Consider the following 16964-nt stretch of genomic DNA (forward strand, 5'->3'; position numbering starts at 1 on the left):
CTTCCTGCAGATTCGTTGGCGGTAGGTCTTCCTAGGCGTCCAGTGCGGCGGCTAACTGTGCTTTGACGATCGGTGAGTCCGGTCGTCCGGCGAGCTTCGCGGAGGTGAATGCGAAGCCATTCGCGGGCTGTGAGAATATGTTCCTTGGACATCGTTGCTCAGGGCACGTTGTCTGCCTCCGCTTCCCCTCTGGGTACACACAAACACCTCAACCCCGGACAGCCGTCTCACCGCGCTCCTCTCAAGGGTAGGAGTCCGGTCGTGGCTGCCGGCCGACCAGCGGGAGGCCGGGAGCGGAGGGTGGGGTGGCGGGGTCTGGGCCGGTTCGGCACACAGCAAAAAAAGAAGGCTGCGCTAACTGGCTATTCTTCCCACCACCGACCGCGCTCCGGGAACTCGATCCTGCTCCAGCCCGTGATGGCGAGACTGCACCGACCTTGGTACCAGTTCTTTTTGACCGCTCTGAACCTGACCGTCTGCCCTTCTCGAACTATCGTTTTCCCGCTTTTCTCCCAGACCGTGAATTTCGTGCGCCCGCTCTCGTCCTCGATCAGCCCGACTTGTTGTATATTTGAACTTGAGGGAGTCCAGAGCTCGGTGATTTCACCCTGGACCGTCACCTCACCGACCGGGATGTCCGGCACATCCGCGATGGGCACGATTGCACCGGGAACTGCCTTCAGTTTCTCCAACGTCTCCAGCACCGCCTTGGTCACGTCCTGGCCGCGCTGCACCTTTTCGGCCAGTTGCTTCGCGACGACCGCTCTCGACCAGCCGCCCTGCACTTCATCGCTGATCCGCATCGCCTGCTTGTTCACCGCCGCGAGTTCGTCTTGCGTCAGCTTCTCTCGGGGGTCCGTGCGCTCCACCGATTCGGGCTCATCCCGGCCACACTGCTCGACGACGACCTCTCGCGTCCGCTTCGCGCGTCCCTCCTGCTGACTGAGTTCCGCCTGGGCACTGATGTGCTCCAGCTCGGCTTCCCGGGCCTCGATGCGCTCCTCCTGTTCGAGAGTCTTCCCGAACAGGTGATCCGGGCCTTCCTCGACCCGCGCGTCTGGATGGTTGGAATCGACTTTCGCTTGCACTTCCATGTCGACCGTCGCCCGGAACTCCGGCGTCTCGTCGACGACCTCGAACCCATCCTCGTCGACCTCGACGTCATCGTGTTTCTCGAAAGCCTGTTCATCGACCGAAACTACTTCACTTGAGACGTTCTTACTTGACATTGGAACTCACCGGTTCCTGAAGGCGCTCACGCGCCCGACACCGCGATGCCTCAACATCGCGGATTTCCTCGACGACAACGACCGACAGACTCGTCTGCGCGCTCTCGCTCGCGCCTTCGCGAGCGCCCTGTGGGCGCGAGCGAGAGCGCGCCCGAGGCGGACGATTATCCAGCACCGCGCGCCGACCCGCCCGGAGCGAGCGGCCAGCGGGATATGCCCGCTCGTGTCCGGCCCGATGTGCGGGTCCGTGTCCAGGGCGACTGTCGCCGAGAACGCGCGCCGCGGTGTGGCGCGCGACAGCGCAGGCGGCACCAAGCGCTGGAACGCGAAAGCCCGCAAGGGGCGCAACCGACGGGGATACCCGCTGGCGCCGAGGGCACATGCATTTTAGCCCGGAACGGGCGCGGGCGGTGCGGAGAGCGCCCGCATGCCCGGAATGGTCGGTCGCGAGCGACGCGGAGGGCGGAACGCGGCGAGCGGGGCGGGCCATAACGGACACACCTGTCTAGCCGGCCGCGACACTCGGCGATCCAGCTACCGTCCTGGCGGACTCAGAAAGGGCGAGGCCGCCTCGGTCGTCCCCCGACCCCGCAAGCACCACAGGCACGAGGCGCGCAGCGGTGGTCGCGGGATGCCGAGCGGCCGAGGGCTTTCAGAAACTGTATTTCAATCGTCGTGCTGCGCGTTCAATTCTGTCAGGAACTGGCCGGCTGCTGTCCCGATACGAACACCGTCGACGTTACGCATCTCGAGGTTATGCGTGGCAGTCCGAAAGGGGTGGTGGTCGACGAGAACACGATGGATAACAGTTCGGACGGGGCCGGTCCCGTACCTATCGACGACAGTCGCCATCATCTCGTCGAGATGTGCGTCCCGGTGCTCCGTCCGGGGATGCTGTGCGCGCTCGAGGATGAGTTCGACCACGTCGTCAACTGATGCGTGCTCGGGATTCTTCGTTCGTTCACGAACGTCGTAGAGAGCGTCGTTATCGGACATTCCAAATCACTTCGAAGGATCCTCCACGGTGTTAGGTCCCCTCGAGCAACGAGCGAGCTCGCTGCACGTAACTGTTCGCGCCCCAGCTACGGGCGTCACTGATCGCATCGAGGAGCAGCCGCGCATCGGCAGCTGATAGGTGTTCAGTTCGAACGAGAACCGAGAGCAGTGTCGGTGTCGTGACGAGCCGGGTATCAGCGAGGGAGGCGTGGATCAAGCCAAGTTGGTTGAACTCGTCACAGAGGAAGAGCGCAGCGTCGAGATCGTTCGCGAGCGTGACCGCTGCGTTCTCACCGTCATCGAGCGGAAACTCGGCATCGAGTTCGACCGACTGTGTCGTGAATGCATCCACCCGGTCGAGGACGGCGGACGCGGCGTGTCCATGGACGTCATCGTAGGAGGCGATCTCTCGGAGTTCATCGATGACCGCCGTTGGGACGACGACCTCGTACCGGAAGAGACAGAGTGCGAGTGGATCGGGATCGTCGTCAGTAACGATCCCGAGACTCACGAGGGCGGAGGCGTCTGCGATAAGCCGCGCCATCTAAGCGTCGGCGACCTCGTCGATGAAGTCCTCGTCCAACTGCTGTTTCAACACTCGGAGATTTGCCGCCTCCTCGGCGCCGACGAGCGCTTTGAGTTGCTCGAAGGTGATCTCATCGTCGTAATAGGCGGCAGCGATCTCCTGGGTGAGTGCGTCGTCGTGAGCGGCGTCTTGGAGGTACTCCCGAAGCGCGGTCACGAGGACGTCTGTTCGGTCTTCCCCGAGGACTGCGGCCAGTGCGTCGGCCCGGTCGATGAGCCGATCGGGGGCCCGAAACTGCACGCGCTTCTTATCGGTGCTCATGATGTGTACATTGTGAGCCAACGCACTTAGCCGTTTCCGTGTGTACGATGTGAGCCTCACTCGGCCAAGCGTCACTCGGCCACGAGGTGCTCCGTGAGGTCACGCGTCCAGTACGTCGCGAGTCCACCAGGGCTACAGCGAGCACACAGTTGGACCGGCCCCTCGAGATGGCCGAGTTCGACGCGGAACCGGGTAAGTGCCGCGAGGGCGTCGACGACCAGTCCGCACCCGTCGCAGGCGTGGTGGTCGCGCTCGTCGGGATCCGACTGCGTCTGGGTGGCGCAGTCGACACAGATTGGGTGCGTCACCCGTTCGTCTTTCCCCCACGTATGCGCCTCGCCCATCTCTGCACCGGGCGGTGAATCGCAGAACGCACACCCAGAAAGCGTCTGTTGCATCAGCTGTCCTCCGCGTCGGCGTCGGTGGCAGCCCGCCAGCCACGATGGAACACGGCGAGCTGGGTGATCGATTCGAAGGGCTTGCTACTGGGCTCGTGGACGAGAATGCGTTGGTCAGGGATCGGCGTCACCACATCGTCCTCGACGAGGTCACCAACGAGACGGCGGGCAGTCGCCTCGTCGATGTCCGCCGTCGCGACCCGGGACGCATCCCGGTCCTGTGCAACGAGTTCGGTTTCGAGCCGGTCGTAGTCGCCTGTCGTGTCGTCGATGGTATCTTGACCAGACATAGGAACTCACGCTTCTGCACGCGCTTCGAGCGCGCCTCACGCCTCTTGGCGCCGATAGACACACCTGCGGTGCGGGCACGATGTCCTACGTCAGCGATCTGCCTTCAGCTAGCCTCGTTCCTGGTTGGAAGGGAGCATGACGCTACTCCAACACCTACTGTGAGCCACCCCTTGCTGTCGGTCCCTGTCAGTCTGTTAGAGTGCGATCACGAGCCCGGTCACGAGTGTCACGAGTCCGAGTGCCAGCCACGTCGTCCGCGCTGCAAGGCGCTGCCAAACCCGCCTCCCCAGCTGGCGGAGTTGATCACGGAGGGCTGCCCGCCGTTCTGTTTCGAGGACCGCGACTTCGTCGTAGTAATCGCGGCGCTCTGCGGGAAGCGTCCGGAGTGTCGTCTGGCACTCACTGCAGGTGTATTCGAACTCTGCACGGACATGCTGGCGGCGGAATTCTTGCTCGCCGCCCTCGTCGTAGCCGGTGACCTCGTACACGAGGAGTTTTGAGACGAAGCGACGGTTCCCACACTCCGGACATTGGTCCATCCTGAGCGTTGGTGTTCCATCCTCGCTGCTCGTATCGTCTGGCCAGGATGTCTGTGGCTCTGTGTCCTCGGTCTCTCGGGGTGGGCTCGTGTGGTTTTCTGACGGCGATGCACTCGCTGTCTCGGAGTTACTAAACGTAGACATGGATTCACCTGTGACCGCGCTCAGTTGACACCAGGCTGGACACCACGGCGGCTCTCGTGTGGTTCCCATCGGGCTGAGCGCCGTCACCCTTGGTCGGCGCGATAAACGCCACTGCGGGGGAGTCGTCTAGTCGTCCCACAGTGCTGCAATCCGGTCTTCGACCTCGTCGAGGACGAGTCGCAGGACATCACGATGGTCGGGCGGCCAGGAGTCATCGTCACCGGGCGTCGGGGCGGTGGGCGGGGGATGGAAGTGGTCGCGCGTATTGTGGGGATTCGGATGCCGATCCCATCGGCAGTCCCAGGTGTGCTCCGAATGTATCTCTCGATAGTGGATTGTGAAGTCGTCGTTCGTGTACCAGCGGACAGTCAGGGTTGCGTCGTCAACGGGCGCTGGGTAGTATGACGATGCAAAGACGACCTGAAGCTCGAGGTGGCCGCTTGCATCCGTGATGGCCGCGTGGGAGACTTGTCTCGTGGCTTGGAGCCGTGTCTGAAGGAACTCGAGGATGGGACGATCGATGGGGGCAGGGCTCCCGCCATCGCCTGTCGGTGGCACCATCGAGCGGGCTACCCGGATGCCTGTTCGCGCTCGCCACCCGTGCGTTGCTGGCGGGCGCGCTCGTAGCGGTCTCGCTCCTCGCGGACGGTCGCCCAGTCACCGAGGTCGCCGTACACGTCGTCGATGGTCCGCTCGTCGCTGGCCTCCGCGGCGGCGACGGCATCGACAGCAGCCGGTGACGCGGCGTCGTACGCCTCTTCATACTCGGTGATGCGCGTCGTGAGTTCGCGAACGCGTTCCTGCAGGTCTTCGACGGAGTTGTCGGCTGCGAGCTGGTTGATGCGTCGCCACTCAAAATACGCGTCATTGCGTTCGTACGTGGCTGGATGGCCATCGTGTCGGGTGACGATGCCGAGGTCGTCGAACCACCCCAGATACTTCCGGGCGGTCTTGGGGTCACAGTCGGCGCTCTCGGCGATCGCGCTCGCCGTCGTCGGCTCGCGGGTCTGCAGGATGGTGCCGTAGATGCGTTGTTCGACATCGTCGCTGCTGAACGGCTCCTCGAAGGGGGGCGGCCCATCGGCGGCGTCTGTCTCGGACATACTTGCACTTGTAGAGACAAGGATATAGTTCTTACTTCGGGGAATAGTTTCCTGAATCACCGGATCCTGCGGTAGCCACCGTTTTGCGGCGGGATTGAACGTAGTTAACCAACAAATAGCGGGATACAGCGAGTCTGTTGGTTAATCTGTCTCGGCTCGCAGAACCTGAACGCCCGAGGGAGGGCTTTGGGGATGGCGGTGAAGCGGCGCCACTACTCGGACTGGTCACCGAAGAATCGACTCAACAGAGAGGCTGGCTCTGAGTCATCACCGGTCTCGATCGCAGTCCCGGAGTCTTCCTCGTGGGATTGTGCAGTCTCCTGATCACGGGCTGCGAGTTCGTCGGTGAGCCGCTCAATCTCTGTTTCGAGGGTCTCGATCCGCTCAGTCTTCTGTTCGAGTGTTGCCTCGAGGTCGTCGACGCGCTCGCTCAACAAGCGGTTTTTCTCCGCCAGGTACGCACGACTCCGGTCTGCGTCGTCTGGCGTACTACCAGCAGTGACCCTGTCTGGTGCGTCGTGGGAATCTGCGGCGTCGTCGCTGGCGTCCGGGTCGTAGAACTCCGACGTGGTTGCAATCGCTCGCTCGATGGTCTTCTCGCCGTACGTCGACCCGTCAGCGTAGTGGACCTCGTCCCACTTCTCCCGCATCAATCCCGACTGGCGGAACAGCTGCTCCATTTGGATCCGGTCACCACCGGTCCAGAACGCCAGCAAACAGCACAGCGCCATGTCGGCCTCGGACTGACTGTCGTAGCCGACCGTATTCCCGTTCCAGAGCCGCTCGAACTTCTCGCCGTTCGATGCGTTTCGCGCTTTCTCGAGGAGATCCTCGTCTTCGAGGTCAACGTCAACGTCAGCTGCATCGGTCGTCGGTGACCGGTCGTCAGCGTCACCACGCTGTTCGGACTCGGGTGCTGTGTCACGCTCGGTGTCTTGGACGTACTCGCGGTGAATCGCTGTGAGCGCGTCCTGTCGACGTGCAACGCGCGTCGGTGTCCGCTCAACGTGGTCGCCAGTAACGGTGAAAAAGCGTGCCGTGTCGTACAGTTCGACGCTCCCGCGCCGGTTCCGCCCCTCGGGGAGTGCGCCAGTGATCAGGACGTGATAGCCGGTACCGGACGGTGACACCTCCGTATAGGAGTCGAGTCGCTCAATGATGTCCAGCGCCGCGTCGTCGACGTCGCCGGCTTCAGGATCGCGGCAGTCGTCCAGATCGACGCCGACGATGGGATCGTCGTCAGTAAACACGAATCCGACGCCATCGGCGTGCTCTGTCTCGCTGTAGTCAAGTGCTGCCTCGAAACTCGCCCAGGTTTCCGACTCTGTTGCTGACGCGAACCCCCCAGCCTCTGGCGTCACCGGAATCTTCGTCGGTTTGCCGTCCCGCTCCTCTTCCCGCCAGCACACCCATTGGTCGCGTTCGCGTAACTTCTCCGGAATTGCCTCCGGCCCGTCGATCATAGGCTCACTCATTCTCACACAGCACCTCGCATGGCTCTCACTAGCTCTGAGCCAGCACAGAACTCACTCTGCTGTACGTCGCGATCCAATCCCTTGGTCCCAACGGGGACCCCCCGTTCTATCCTAGTTGGTTGTTGGGTGGAACACTCACTATGGCTGGTTGCAAACCGCTGGACGTGAGCGTGTTCCACCCATTTCGCTCGGTTCGTTGGTGTTCCACCCATTGGGAATTTGGGTGGAACATACCGCCGTCGGGTGATTTCCGACCTGCGAATTTGATCGAATGAGATCATGATTCAGCTTGGGTGGAACAACTCCCGAGAACTCGCGATGAAACAGGGAATTGGACCGTGTACGTCCGTTTCATGGCTGAAAGTCCTCTTCAGATCGGATGCGGACACCAGTGTAATGCCAGATGGGTTCCCCGTCGATTCGCTTCTTCGTGGAGTCCACCTCGATGTGGGTGTTGAGCTTCCGCGTGAACCAGCTCTTATTCAGCGGGTCGTCGATGCCGTGTGCCTCTGCCCAGTCGTTGTAGAGACTGAATACATCGTCTTTCGGCACGGCTTCATCCGCGTCTTCGACGAGATAGTCGTCGACGAACGCTTTGAACGACGGTGGCGATGGGTCTTTCTGCTCTTCCTCGACTGTCTCATCTGCCTGGTCGGTCTGATTAGGTGGTTCGTCAGCGGCCGCTGATTCGCGCGAGGCGGGACGGAGTGCCCCGTCGGTGATTACCGAGAGTGGCCGCTTCTCACCGTCTTCGTACACGACCGATTCCGCCTCATCGTGAAGGATCACGATGCCGTACGTCGAACGTGTATAGTCTGGGACGGGGAGTTCGGCTTCGGGGACGAATGGCTTCTTGACACGCACCCAGTCGTCCTCGAACGCCGATTTCGTCTCGTAGATGTGTTGGTCACCGTGCTCGTATACGACGTACTCGTCGGCAGCGTGGTCGTAGCTGTAGATGGCTGGAACACGATCTTTCGAGAGTTTTCCAAGCGATGGGAGGCGGATGTGTTCCGTCCCGCTGGTATCACGAAGGACGATCTCGTCGCCATCACGCTGCCAGATGTTCTGGGTCCCGTTCTCGTCGTCGGTCGCCGGGCGGACGGCCGTCACTCCACCTTCTTCGGTTGCCCCGCCGTTGAACGTGAGATTCGAGTCAGTCGTGTAGAACCGTGTCTCACCATTCTGGAGGGTACGAACGGGTGGTGTGAGAATGCCGTCAACGCGCTTGGCCCACTCAGTTTCGTCGTTTCCTGGTCGAACGACAAACAGCGGGATATCCCCTGCTTCTTGGGCTTTCCGGAGATTCGTGAGTACCTTTGCGGGATTCTCGGGTGTCGTCGTTTCGACTTCGATGGCGAATCGGTCGTCAACGTCGGGGTGACTCGCCCTTGCGTCAGGTTTCTCGCTGCCATCCTGTGCGAGGATCGAGACGGTGAAACCGAGTGCGGTGAGCTCTTCTTCGATCTGGAGGAGTGCTGCGTCGTGGGCACTCCCACCAGCGGCCTGCACGCTACCAGTATCGGGTACCGAGACATCCTCTCCGGCTTCAGTGAGCCGGATGCGGAGCTCGTCGGCGTCGATATCGACGGTCGTATCGAGGTATCGTGATCGTTCTCGAATGTCCGCGAGTGCATCATACGATGGCGGCTCGGCGTCGACGTCGTCGAAGAGCCGTCTGAGTTCGTCGTCAACTGCTTCAACGGCCACCCAGCCGTTCTCCTCGCGGCACCCCTCTCGAAGCTGCAGACTCCGAACCACCTTCGCAATCGCGACGTCCAGGTCATCGCTCCCGATATCGAGCACCTCGTGTCCGTCGGTCGGTGTTCTCGTTGTTGAGGCGTCTGTTGCAGCCGGCACGCCGTGTTCGTCACTGATGTGCTCGTGTATCGAGGAGAGCGTCTCAGTGAACTCCTCCTCTTCACGCGCTGTGAGTGGAGATTCGCTTTCGGGGTGGCCCGGTGGAATCGGGAGTGGTTCGAGACTGAACGGATACGGCCCCGTTTCACCGAACGTCGGGCTTGGCAGGCTGGCGATCCACTCCCCTCGTGGCAGCGAACGAATCCGATTGGCGAAATCCGCGGGGTCCATCTCTTCGTGGGCCATCGCTCGCGCCAGTTCCCGGTCGACGTTGATTTTCCCGATGAGTGAACTGCCGATGTTGTTCAGAGCATTCAGGTAAATCTTCCGCCCACCTTCAGCCTCCATCTGTTCGGGGAACTGCATCGACAGGCCAACAGAGAGCCGGAATCCCCGCCCTTTCTCAAGGAGATCGTTCATGATGTCGGAGACCACGACCGACGCTGCCTCGTCGACGAGCAAGTTCACGACGTAGTCGTCCGGGTGCTGGGAGAGGGCCTGTTTGCGGTCCTTGAGAGCTGCATCGAGATTGGTCAGGATCACACCGGTCATGATCCGGGCAGCGTCGTCGCGGAGGTCTCCGAGGTCGAAGAGGATGACCGTATCCTCGTCGAGGACATCCCGAAAGTCGAACTGGTTCTCGGTATTGTTGAAGATCTGCCGCAGGTGCGTATCCTGTGAAATGTACGCAAGACGGTTTCCGACACCGCCCATCACGTTCGCGAAGGTGTTCGAATCTAACTGGAGTTGCCGTCGAATCGTCCGGGTGACTTCCTCGTCGCTCGACCGTGGAGCGTCGCCGATGTTTTCGTTCGGTGGCCCGGCTTCCCAGAGCTGGTCGACGACGTGTTCGAGCTGTCGGTGGGCAAAGTAATCCGTCGACGCTCGGTATAGCCCGTTCTCACGGCCGTATTCCTCGTCGAACAGGGCCTTGATGAGTGTCTTGATGAGAGTCGGGGCTACAGTCGCCCGTTCGTAGCGGTCGGTTCCCATCACGAGCTTCAAAATCTCTTCGTAGTGGTCGGCCTTCCGTTGGACGGCGTCTTCGCGGCGCCGTCCGCTCTCCATCGACGGTTCGAGATCGAAAAACGAGAACCCGGGGAGGACGTCCGGGATCGGGAAGTGAACGACGTTCTCTTCGAGGTCGGTCATTCCGAACCGACGCGCGTGAGCCCGCATATAATTCTGGGCCATATCGTCGTTCTTCGGGATGATGAGGATCGTCGGCCCCTCCGTGTTGTCGTACAGCGACAGCATATCGTTGATGAGGGCTTTCGATTTCCCAGAGCCGGTTGTTCCGAATCGGCCGAAATGAGTGGGCAACAGCCCGGGTGGAATGTGTGTCGGCACATCTTCGGCCTCGCCGGTGTCGTCGAGGGCATACCCGATTGCCATCCCGTCTCGGAACTCACGCATGAGGTCCTGGTGCGGACGGGGCAACGGATTCCGACTCTGCTGTTCCGCACGCGTCCCCCGTGTCCCCTCGACAGTCAGCTGTTCCGAGGAGGGGACGAGTACGAAGTGCGCGAGTTCTCGGCCACTCAGGACGAACTCCGGTCGGGTCGTCCCACGGCCGGTCGTGATCTCACGATCCAAGAGCCGCTGCAACGCCGCTCGTGCGTTCCGTTCTTTCGCGGCTGCCCGGAAGCCGCTGTCGCGCAACCGTTCAGCTTCCACCTCATAGTACGGCCCGTCAAGCGGGTCGAATACCGGAACAAGTGATTGTATCCGCTCATTGAGATCATCGCGACCGTCACCACCGGATGGAATCCCGATGGCTCGGATGTTCGCGGTGAACGACCGCTTCGGATTTTTCGCCTCGATTGCCGCGACACGTTTTGCAACGGCGTCGCTCAGCTGGTTTCTGTCCCGGCTCTCCGACTGATCGTCGAGTTCGAAAAGGGAGCCAATAATTTCCTGAGCGAGTGTGTCTCGTCCGTCGATGACGTCCTCCTTGCGAAGGTCGGCATCGGACTGCCAGCTCTCGCGTCGTTGGAAGACGACTTGGAACGCTACTGGTGCTGTCGCCTCCATCAGGTGGTCGACAAGCGACGCGAGCGCACCCCCTGGCTGATCGACCGCGGGGAGTTCTGCTTCGTCGTCGGCAGTAAATGGTGAGAGTGACGTCATCCAGTCCTGCTTCCGAGTTGCCGACCCTTGCCACCGCACGCCGAGTGGGGAGACGGTCTCGATCGCTGGCCGCGCGAGTATCGTCCCCTTCGATGTTACCGTTGGTTTGGCAAGCGTCGTGAGTGGCTCATCCTCGGGAATCGCATCTGGTGGGGCGAGTTCGAGGACAGTATCTTCGATTTCGATGAAGTGGTCGGCAGACTGATCGCCGACCGTTCCTCCATCCGCGACTGATTCGGCGTCCCCTGACCCCGCTTGACTGTTGTCGTCAGTGCCACTCTCGTATTGCTCGTCAGGGCCGAACTCGTACGTGAGCTCGCCTGACTCATAGTGCTCGACGAATGTCTCGCGGTCGAATTCGACAGGCTGTACGAGTCGGGATGCGATGTCGACCTCGGTACGCTCGATGTCGAACGTCTCGGGATAGACCGACCGGAGCCGTTTCTCAAGGGTATCCAGATGGTCGTCGGCACCGTAGTAGAATTCGACGGGGTCATCTTTCCCCTCGCTCAGCGCGAGGAATTCGAAGCGTAGTGGTGTGTCGCTATGTAGCGGATTGAGTTTGTCAGCTAGCCCTGTCGAGTCCGTTGAGGTCAGTTTGTGGAGGCTCTCCAAAGCCTGCGGCAAACGCTCCGGATTGAGGCGTTCGGAGGTTGGCGTCACGCGAAGGTACTCACGCATCCTCGTCACCTCCCGCTGCGCCACCATCAGTCTCTGCTGGCGTCTGCTCTGGTGGGCGTTGTCCGTTGTCGGTCGCTCGGCTTTCAATATCGTCTTGGAACGCCTGCACGTCCGCGTCTACAGCATCCTCGCCAGTACCAGGGAGCGAGGATCGCCGTTGCTCGGTTGGCTCGAAGTCGATGACTTGCTTCTCTTTGGGCATCGCTTTGACCTGGATGCCGCGCCACTCGCCGTCGACGCCCACGAGGGCCTCGGAGAAGCCGGCGTCCTCGTTGCCGGGCACGGCGTCCTGGACGAACCGCATCTGCGCGTAGTTCAGCCCGAACTCGTCGGCCCACTCATCATCCATCCCGTCGAGGCGGTGGAACTGCTTGACCGCACACTGGTCGAGAATGGCCTCACTCTCGGCGTGCTCGAAGAACTCGTCGACGGTCTGGGTGACCAGCCGGATCGAGAGGTCGTGGTGGCGGTGGTGCCGGAACACTGTTTCGAGGAACGCCAGGCTCGCGGCGTCCTGCATGATGTAGCGCGCCTCGTCGATGTAGAACACGACCTCCTTCTCCGAGACTTTCGCGCGCTCGTAGACCAGCGAGATGAGCAGTTGCATGGTCAGCGCCGTACTGCTGTCGACGCTCCCCTCCTGTTGGGCGAGGTCGAGATAGATGACCTTCTCGTCCCGGATGTCGAAGTCCGATTCTTGGCCGAGGTTGGCGTGGCGACCGTCGTCCTCGAAGGGGCGGAGCTGGTCGAGGAGCCACGTCGCATCCTCCTTGATCTTCCCTGCCTCTTCGTCGGACCGGACGACGAATTCCTCAGGTTCGTCGACCATATCCTCGAACACGTCCATCATCTCGCGGATGGTCGGACTCGGATTGCTGTGCGTCGAGATGTCGTCGGTGATCCCGTTGCGCTTGTACGCCCGCTTGAGCGCGAGTTCGAGCGTCGTCCGGCGGTCACCGAGCGAGATACCCCGGAGGGCGAAGAAGTTCGTGAGGAAGCTCATCGCGTCGTCGAGCTTCTCGTTGAACGGGCTCGCGTCCTCGCCCATCGCCCGCTGGACGTGTTCGGGTGTCTCTCGAATTTCCAACGGATTCAGCCCGAGCGTCCCACCGACGGTGATGCGTTTGGCGTCGAGCGCCTCTGAGACACCAGCCCAGTTGTTCAACGGCTCGAGGATGATGCCGATGCGGTCCTTGCTCTGCTCGATGGAACGGATGAAGTTCTGCTTGGAGCTGAACGACTTTCCCGAACCAGTGTCGCCGACGGTGAACATCGCGTAACCGTTATCTCGGGCAAACGGGTCGATGACCACGGGGCTCTGGTTGTCCTTGTGAATCCCGAACTCGACACCGCCCTCCTCGAGGATCGTCGCGTTGTGCGGCGAGGAGAGCAACGCGCCGACGGCCCCGCCGAGTGCGATTGATGTCCGCCCGAATTCGTTGTCGCCGATGGGCGCGGCGGACTGGAGGGCGAGGTCCTGCCGACAAATTGCGGTCTTCGGCGTGAGGTTCGCCGGGTCGTCGCGGAGCGCACTCTTGACCGTCTGGACGGCGTCTCTGAGGTCGTCCTTCTCGTCGGCCCGCACAGTGATGAACATCCCCTGGTCGAAAACGTTCGCGCCGTTCTCGACGGCCTTGTACGTCGCTGCGGCTTCGTTGGCGCGTTCCTGCAGGTAGGCACTCCGGATACTCTGTTCCAGGTCAGCATCGACCTGGAGGTCGTCCGCGATGTCTTGCAGTTCGTTCCGGGCCCGCTCCTGATTTTTCGGCGTGATGTGGGCCGTCAGATCGAACTGGACGTCGGTCATCTCGAAGAGGTCGCTCAGATACCCGTCGTTGGGGTAGTCGGCATAGTTAGCGATGTACAGTGTCGTCGTCCACTGCTCGCCGACCCGTGCGGCTCGCGTTTCCCACTCGACAGCTCCGGGCGCGGTGACGGTCTTGTGCGACTCGGAGATGTCGTCGAGGAGCTTGCGTTCAGCCTCGCCTTCTTCGAGTGTCTCCTCGTCGAGGACATCGGTGAAGTCCACGTCTGGTTCATCATCCGCAGTGAAGCGGTCCCAGAGGTACTTACTGCCGACGCCAAGGCCGAGACCCACTGCAAGGGCTAGTACTGCACTCTCTGCTGGTGTCAGGTTCTGGAGCCACCCGGCGACGGAGCCAAGCGCGCCACCACCGGTCTGGAGGGTCACGTTACGCATCGTGTGGATCCTCCCGGCGCGAGTGGCCGATGATCGATTGGTCGCGAACCACACGCTCCGCCTCGTCGTAGTCGTGTTCGCGGCCGTTCCAGAAGTCCATATTCAGAACGAACAGCTCGACCGTGCTGAGTCGACGTGCGGACCACCCCGACGCCTGCTGGATGAACTCGGATCGCACGTCGTTCACGCGACTGTCGAGCTTCTCGAACATCTGCGCACGACGTTCGACGTCGGTAAGGTCCTCGCGGCGGGTGACGAACGGGTTGAACAGGAAGCCGATGACGGGGAACTGGGTCAGCTTCTCTGCGGGGGTGCCCTCGTCGCGGAAGCGGTCGTAGACCTCTATCGGACTGACTTCAACGCCGATGTAGTACCGGACCTGCTGAATACCCCGGTCACGCATCTCCTTCGGCCGTGTCTCTCGGTACTCTTCGAGGAGTTCCCGGAAAATCGGGTTCTCCGTGACGTCTTCGTCCGTGAGTCGATCCTCGATGGTCTCGGTGATCTGCTCGACCGGGAAGGAACGGGTTGTGGCGTGGAGTTTGAGCTTCGAGTCCAGCTCTTTGTTAGCGAACTCTTCGCCGGCGTCCTGCAGCTGCGCCCAGTCGTCGGACATCGCGAAGTCCATGTTGGCCGGATCGATCTCGATGAACGCCTCCATCGCGCCGTCTTCACGCTGGATGGCACCAGCGCCCGGCCACGCTCGCTTGATGTTCGTGAGGTCCTGTGTCCGCTCGTCCGGCTTGAACGGCGTGTAGTTTGCGAGTCCGCCTTCGTTCCGCTCTGACTCGTTGGTACTCGTGTCGGCGTCGGCGGGCGCACTGAACGTGACCTGAGGCCGTTTGAGATACCGATAGACGTCTTTGGTCCACGTCCAGGCGTTCAGGTGGGTTGGTGAGACGTAGATGACGGCAACGCCAAAGCCAAGCCCGCCAGCGACGAACGGGAGGGCCAGTGATTCGATCCCGGTGAGGCCAGCGATAAACAGCCCAATAATGGGGAAGGCGATGAGCATGCCGACGTCCCCTTCCTCGATATTGAGATACGGGATGCGACTCTCCTCGCCGAACTGATCCATGATGCGCCGTGCGGCCGCGTCTTGATCTGCTGACATTGTTAGTGGATTCCTCGATCAAACTCCATCCCACGGTCGTCACTCGCCGATTCCGCTGTCGCTCCACCAGGGTCATTCTCTGTTCGACGGTACGATGGCGTCCCGCCATCGTCTCCTCCATGTCCACCGCGGGCAGCCGCTTTTTGTGCGACGGCGTGGCCAGCGGCGGCTTTCGGCCCCCACCGAGCGGCGGTCGTCGCGACGCCGGCGCCACCGACGTAGGCTCCAGCGGCGACACCGCCAACGAGTGCTGCGCCTTTCGTTGCACCGCCGACGACTTTGGCCGTCAACGGGGTCGCGTATTTGAACGTCTTCCACGTGATGTAGAGGGCGACCAGCGGGAGGGACGCAGCGACGAGATATTTGAGGAACGCTGTTCCTGGTGTGAGCGTCCCACCGCCGTAGATCAAGTCGTACCCCTTGAGGACCATCGCTGCCGGGAGCGGGAGGACAGCCAACGGGACAAACCGTTTGCAGAACCCCATCGCGATATCGGATACGACCGGAATGTTTCCGTAGGCCAGTGCAAATGCAATCGGCATTCCGTACAGGTAGACATACAGCAGAATCATCCGGATGTAGAACAGCGCCTCCAGCGCCCACATCGAGATTCCACCAATCACGGCGAACAATAGCCCCAGCCCTGGGTTTGTGATGGCTGCGCCCAAGAACTGAAGCATTGCAGAGGCTACGGAGGAAAGCTCCGGCATTAGTGCAATGGTGAACCCGTCGACGAGGTAGAGTGCGAGAGTTCCAACCCAATACCACGTAATGATTAGAAAAGCACCGACCCAGGCCGTCTTCTTCGTTTTTCGGGCTTCGTAGGTACTTCCAATATTGAAGATCCGAACCGTGTGACGGCCCTGAACACTCATCACAAGGAGCAAAAGGGCAACCAGCATGATTTCGCCGCCGATGAGAGCATCGTGAATCGCTGGCCAGGGTGCGTTGGTTGGTTCACCGAAGACAAATGCTCCGTTCGTCTCTGGGGTCGGGGTTCCGAACATTCCCTCAGTCAGAGTCTCATACCCCGACCTGAGACCGTCCATGAAGAGCCCGATGAACCAATCAACGACGCCTTTGATACCCTCAAGAACGACGTCAATGAGATCAACCATCGTCAGGCCTCCGTGATCGTGACCTCACAGTCTGTCATCTCGTCAGACCCGGAATACTGGACATTGTAGGTACTCGTGACCCGATTTCCACCGACTCGAGTCTCGACGATAACCGTGAACTGCCCGCTGTTACCATCTGGGGAACACCCCATTCCGTCCTCACTCTCTGAACCGAACGGGAACGAATTACTGAACAGGTCGGCCGTCTCGCCAGGGGAGACCACTACCCGGTCGGTTTCGTGCATTCCACTACCTCTGGGGTTCTCAATTGGATTGGGAACGTCCCCAGAGAAGATTAGTTCAGTTATCGCTTCCGGACCACTTCCTGTGTTCTCTACCGTGACGAATGCCTCGCCATTCTTGATCCGGTCTGTCTCGCTCTCACCATAGACTTCGTCCCACGACTTATCTGGGTTATTCCGATAGAGTCCGACATCCTGTATCTGCATCTCTGGACGGAGTTCAGTCGTTGTCTCAACTACTGTCTCCTCCCCTTTCAACGCGAGTACGCGATATTCACCGGGCGCATATGCGGTGCCGATCTCAAACGAGACCTGTTGAGCACCCGCAGCTACGTCACGCTTCCCGAATAGCTCGTCGTTCGGTTGGATGAGATTGACCTGGTCAATGTCGGCCTCTCCGGAGAGTTCGACGACGAGTGTTGTCCCCTCGACAGCGATACGCGTGAGTGGGCCGTTGCCATCTGGAGAGGTCGTTCCGTCACCAGGCGTCCCAGAACCGCCATTGTCGTTCAGACAGCCAGCGACGCTCACGAGGGAGGCACCTGCGACTGTTCGGAGGGCGGTTCGCCGACTGATGTGTGGGTGGTTTCTAGTCAT

16 protein-coding genes are annotated in these 16964 nt (G+C 61.1%); all 16 read right to left on the reverse strand.

The annotated features are described in order from the left end of the window. Positions 1–362: 362 nt before the first annotated feature. The 16 genes from G9463_RS04785 to G9463_RS04860 all read right to left on the reverse strand — a co-directional run bounded on the left by G9463_RS04785 (position 363) and on the right by G9463_RS04860 (position 16964). The gene (locus G9463_RS04785) at positions 363–1229 is read right to left on the reverse strand and encodes a DNA-binding protein (RefSeq protein WP_165896115.1); all 867 of its coding nucleotides are present in this window, start codon (positions 1227–1229) and stop codon (positions 363–365) included. Then, positions 1219–1404, reverse strand: coding sequence for a hypothetical protein (locus tag G9463_RS23795; protein WP_193569533.1), 186 nt, complete (start codon positions 1402–1404; stop codon positions 1219–1221). The genes G9463_RS04785 and G9463_RS23795 overlap by 11 nt, the downstream gene beginning before the upstream one ends. Before the next feature lie 491 nt (positions 1405–1895). Then, positions 1896–2225, reverse strand: a complete 330-nt coding sequence (locus G9463_RS04795) for a hypothetical protein (RefSeq protein WP_165896116.1) — start codon at positions 2223–2225, stop codon at positions 1896–1898. Positions 2226–2256: 31 nt separating this feature from the next. After that, positions 2257–2769, reverse strand: a complete 513-nt coding sequence (locus tag G9463_RS04800; RefSeq protein WP_165896117.1) for a hypothetical protein — start codon at positions 2767–2769, stop codon at positions 2257–2259. Further along, entirely contained in the window at positions 2770–3072 is a 303-nt protein-coding gene (locus G9463_RS04805; RefSeq protein ID WP_092893815.1) for a hypothetical protein, read from the reverse strand. It abuts the gene before it with no gap. Positions 3073–3143: 71 nt separating this feature from the next. Further along, a complete protein-coding gene (locus G9463_RS04810) occupies positions 3144–3470 on the reverse strand; it encodes a hypothetical protein (RefSeq protein WP_165896118.1) in 327 nt (108 codons plus the stop codon). After that, positions 3470–3760, reverse strand: coding sequence for a hypothetical protein (locus G9463_RS04815; RefSeq protein WP_165896119.1), 291 nt, complete (start codon positions 3758–3760; stop codon positions 3470–3472). The genes G9463_RS04810 and G9463_RS04815 overlap by 1 nt, the downstream gene beginning before the upstream one ends. 195 nt (positions 3761–3955) lie before the next feature. Beyond that, positions 3956–4444 (reverse strand): hypothetical protein, encoded by a 489-nt coding sequence (locus G9463_RS04820; protein WP_218124110.1) that lies wholly within the window; start codon positions 4442–4444, stop codon positions 3956–3958. A gap of 126 nt (positions 4445–4570) precedes the next feature. Further along, positions 4571–5005 carry a hypothetical protein gene (locus G9463_RS04825; protein ID WP_165896120.1) on the reverse strand — a complete coding sequence of 145 codons (435 nt, stop codon included), beginning with the start codon at positions 5003–5005 and terminating at the stop codon, positions 4571–4573. Between the two features lie 8 nt (positions 5006–5013). Further along, the gene (locus G9463_RS04830; RefSeq protein ID WP_165896121.1) at positions 5014–5547 is read right to left on the reverse strand and encodes a sugar-specific transcriptional regulator TrmB; all 534 of its coding nucleotides are present in this window, start codon (positions 5545–5547) and stop codon (positions 5014–5016) included. A 212-nt stretch (positions 5548–5759) separates the two neighbouring features. Next, positions 5760–7022, reverse strand: a complete 1263-nt coding sequence (locus tag G9463_RS23800; RefSeq protein ID WP_193569534.1) for a hypothetical protein — start codon at positions 7020–7022, stop codon at positions 5760–5762. Positions 7023–7373: 351 nt separating this feature from the next. After that, positions 7374–11693 (reverse strand): primase-like DNA-binding domain-containing protein, encoded by a 4320-nt coding sequence (locus G9463_RS04840; protein WP_165896122.1) that lies wholly within the window; start codon positions 11691–11693, stop codon positions 7374–7376. Continuing rightward, entirely contained in the window at positions 11686–13893 is a 2208-nt protein-coding gene (locus G9463_RS04845) for a VirB4 family type IV secretion system protein (RefSeq protein WP_165896123.1), read from the reverse strand. The genes G9463_RS04840 and G9463_RS04845 overlap by 8 nt, the downstream gene beginning before the upstream one ends. Further along, positions 13886–15007: a hypothetical protein gene (locus tag G9463_RS04850; protein ID WP_092893808.1), complete on the reverse strand. Its 1122-nt coding sequence runs from the start codon at positions 15005–15007 to the stop codon at positions 13886–13888. Before G9463_RS04850 ends, G9463_RS04845 begins: the two co-directional genes overlap by 8 nt. A gap of 2 nt (positions 15008–15009) precedes the next feature. Continuing rightward, entirely contained in the window at positions 15010–16125 is a 1116-nt protein-coding gene (locus G9463_RS04855) for a hypothetical protein (RefSeq protein ID WP_095637965.1), read from the reverse strand. A 2-nt stretch (positions 16126–16127) separates the two neighbouring features. Beyond that, positions 16128–16964: a hypothetical protein gene (locus G9463_RS04860; protein WP_095637964.1), complete on the reverse strand. Its 837-nt coding sequence runs from the start codon at positions 16962–16964 to the stop codon at positions 16128–16130.

It is taken from the genome of Haloarcula sp. JP-Z28 (assembly GCF_011440255.1).
Taxonomy (GTDB): Archaea; Halobacteriota; Halobacteria; order Halobacteriales; family Haloarculaceae; genus Haloarcula; species Haloarcula marismortui.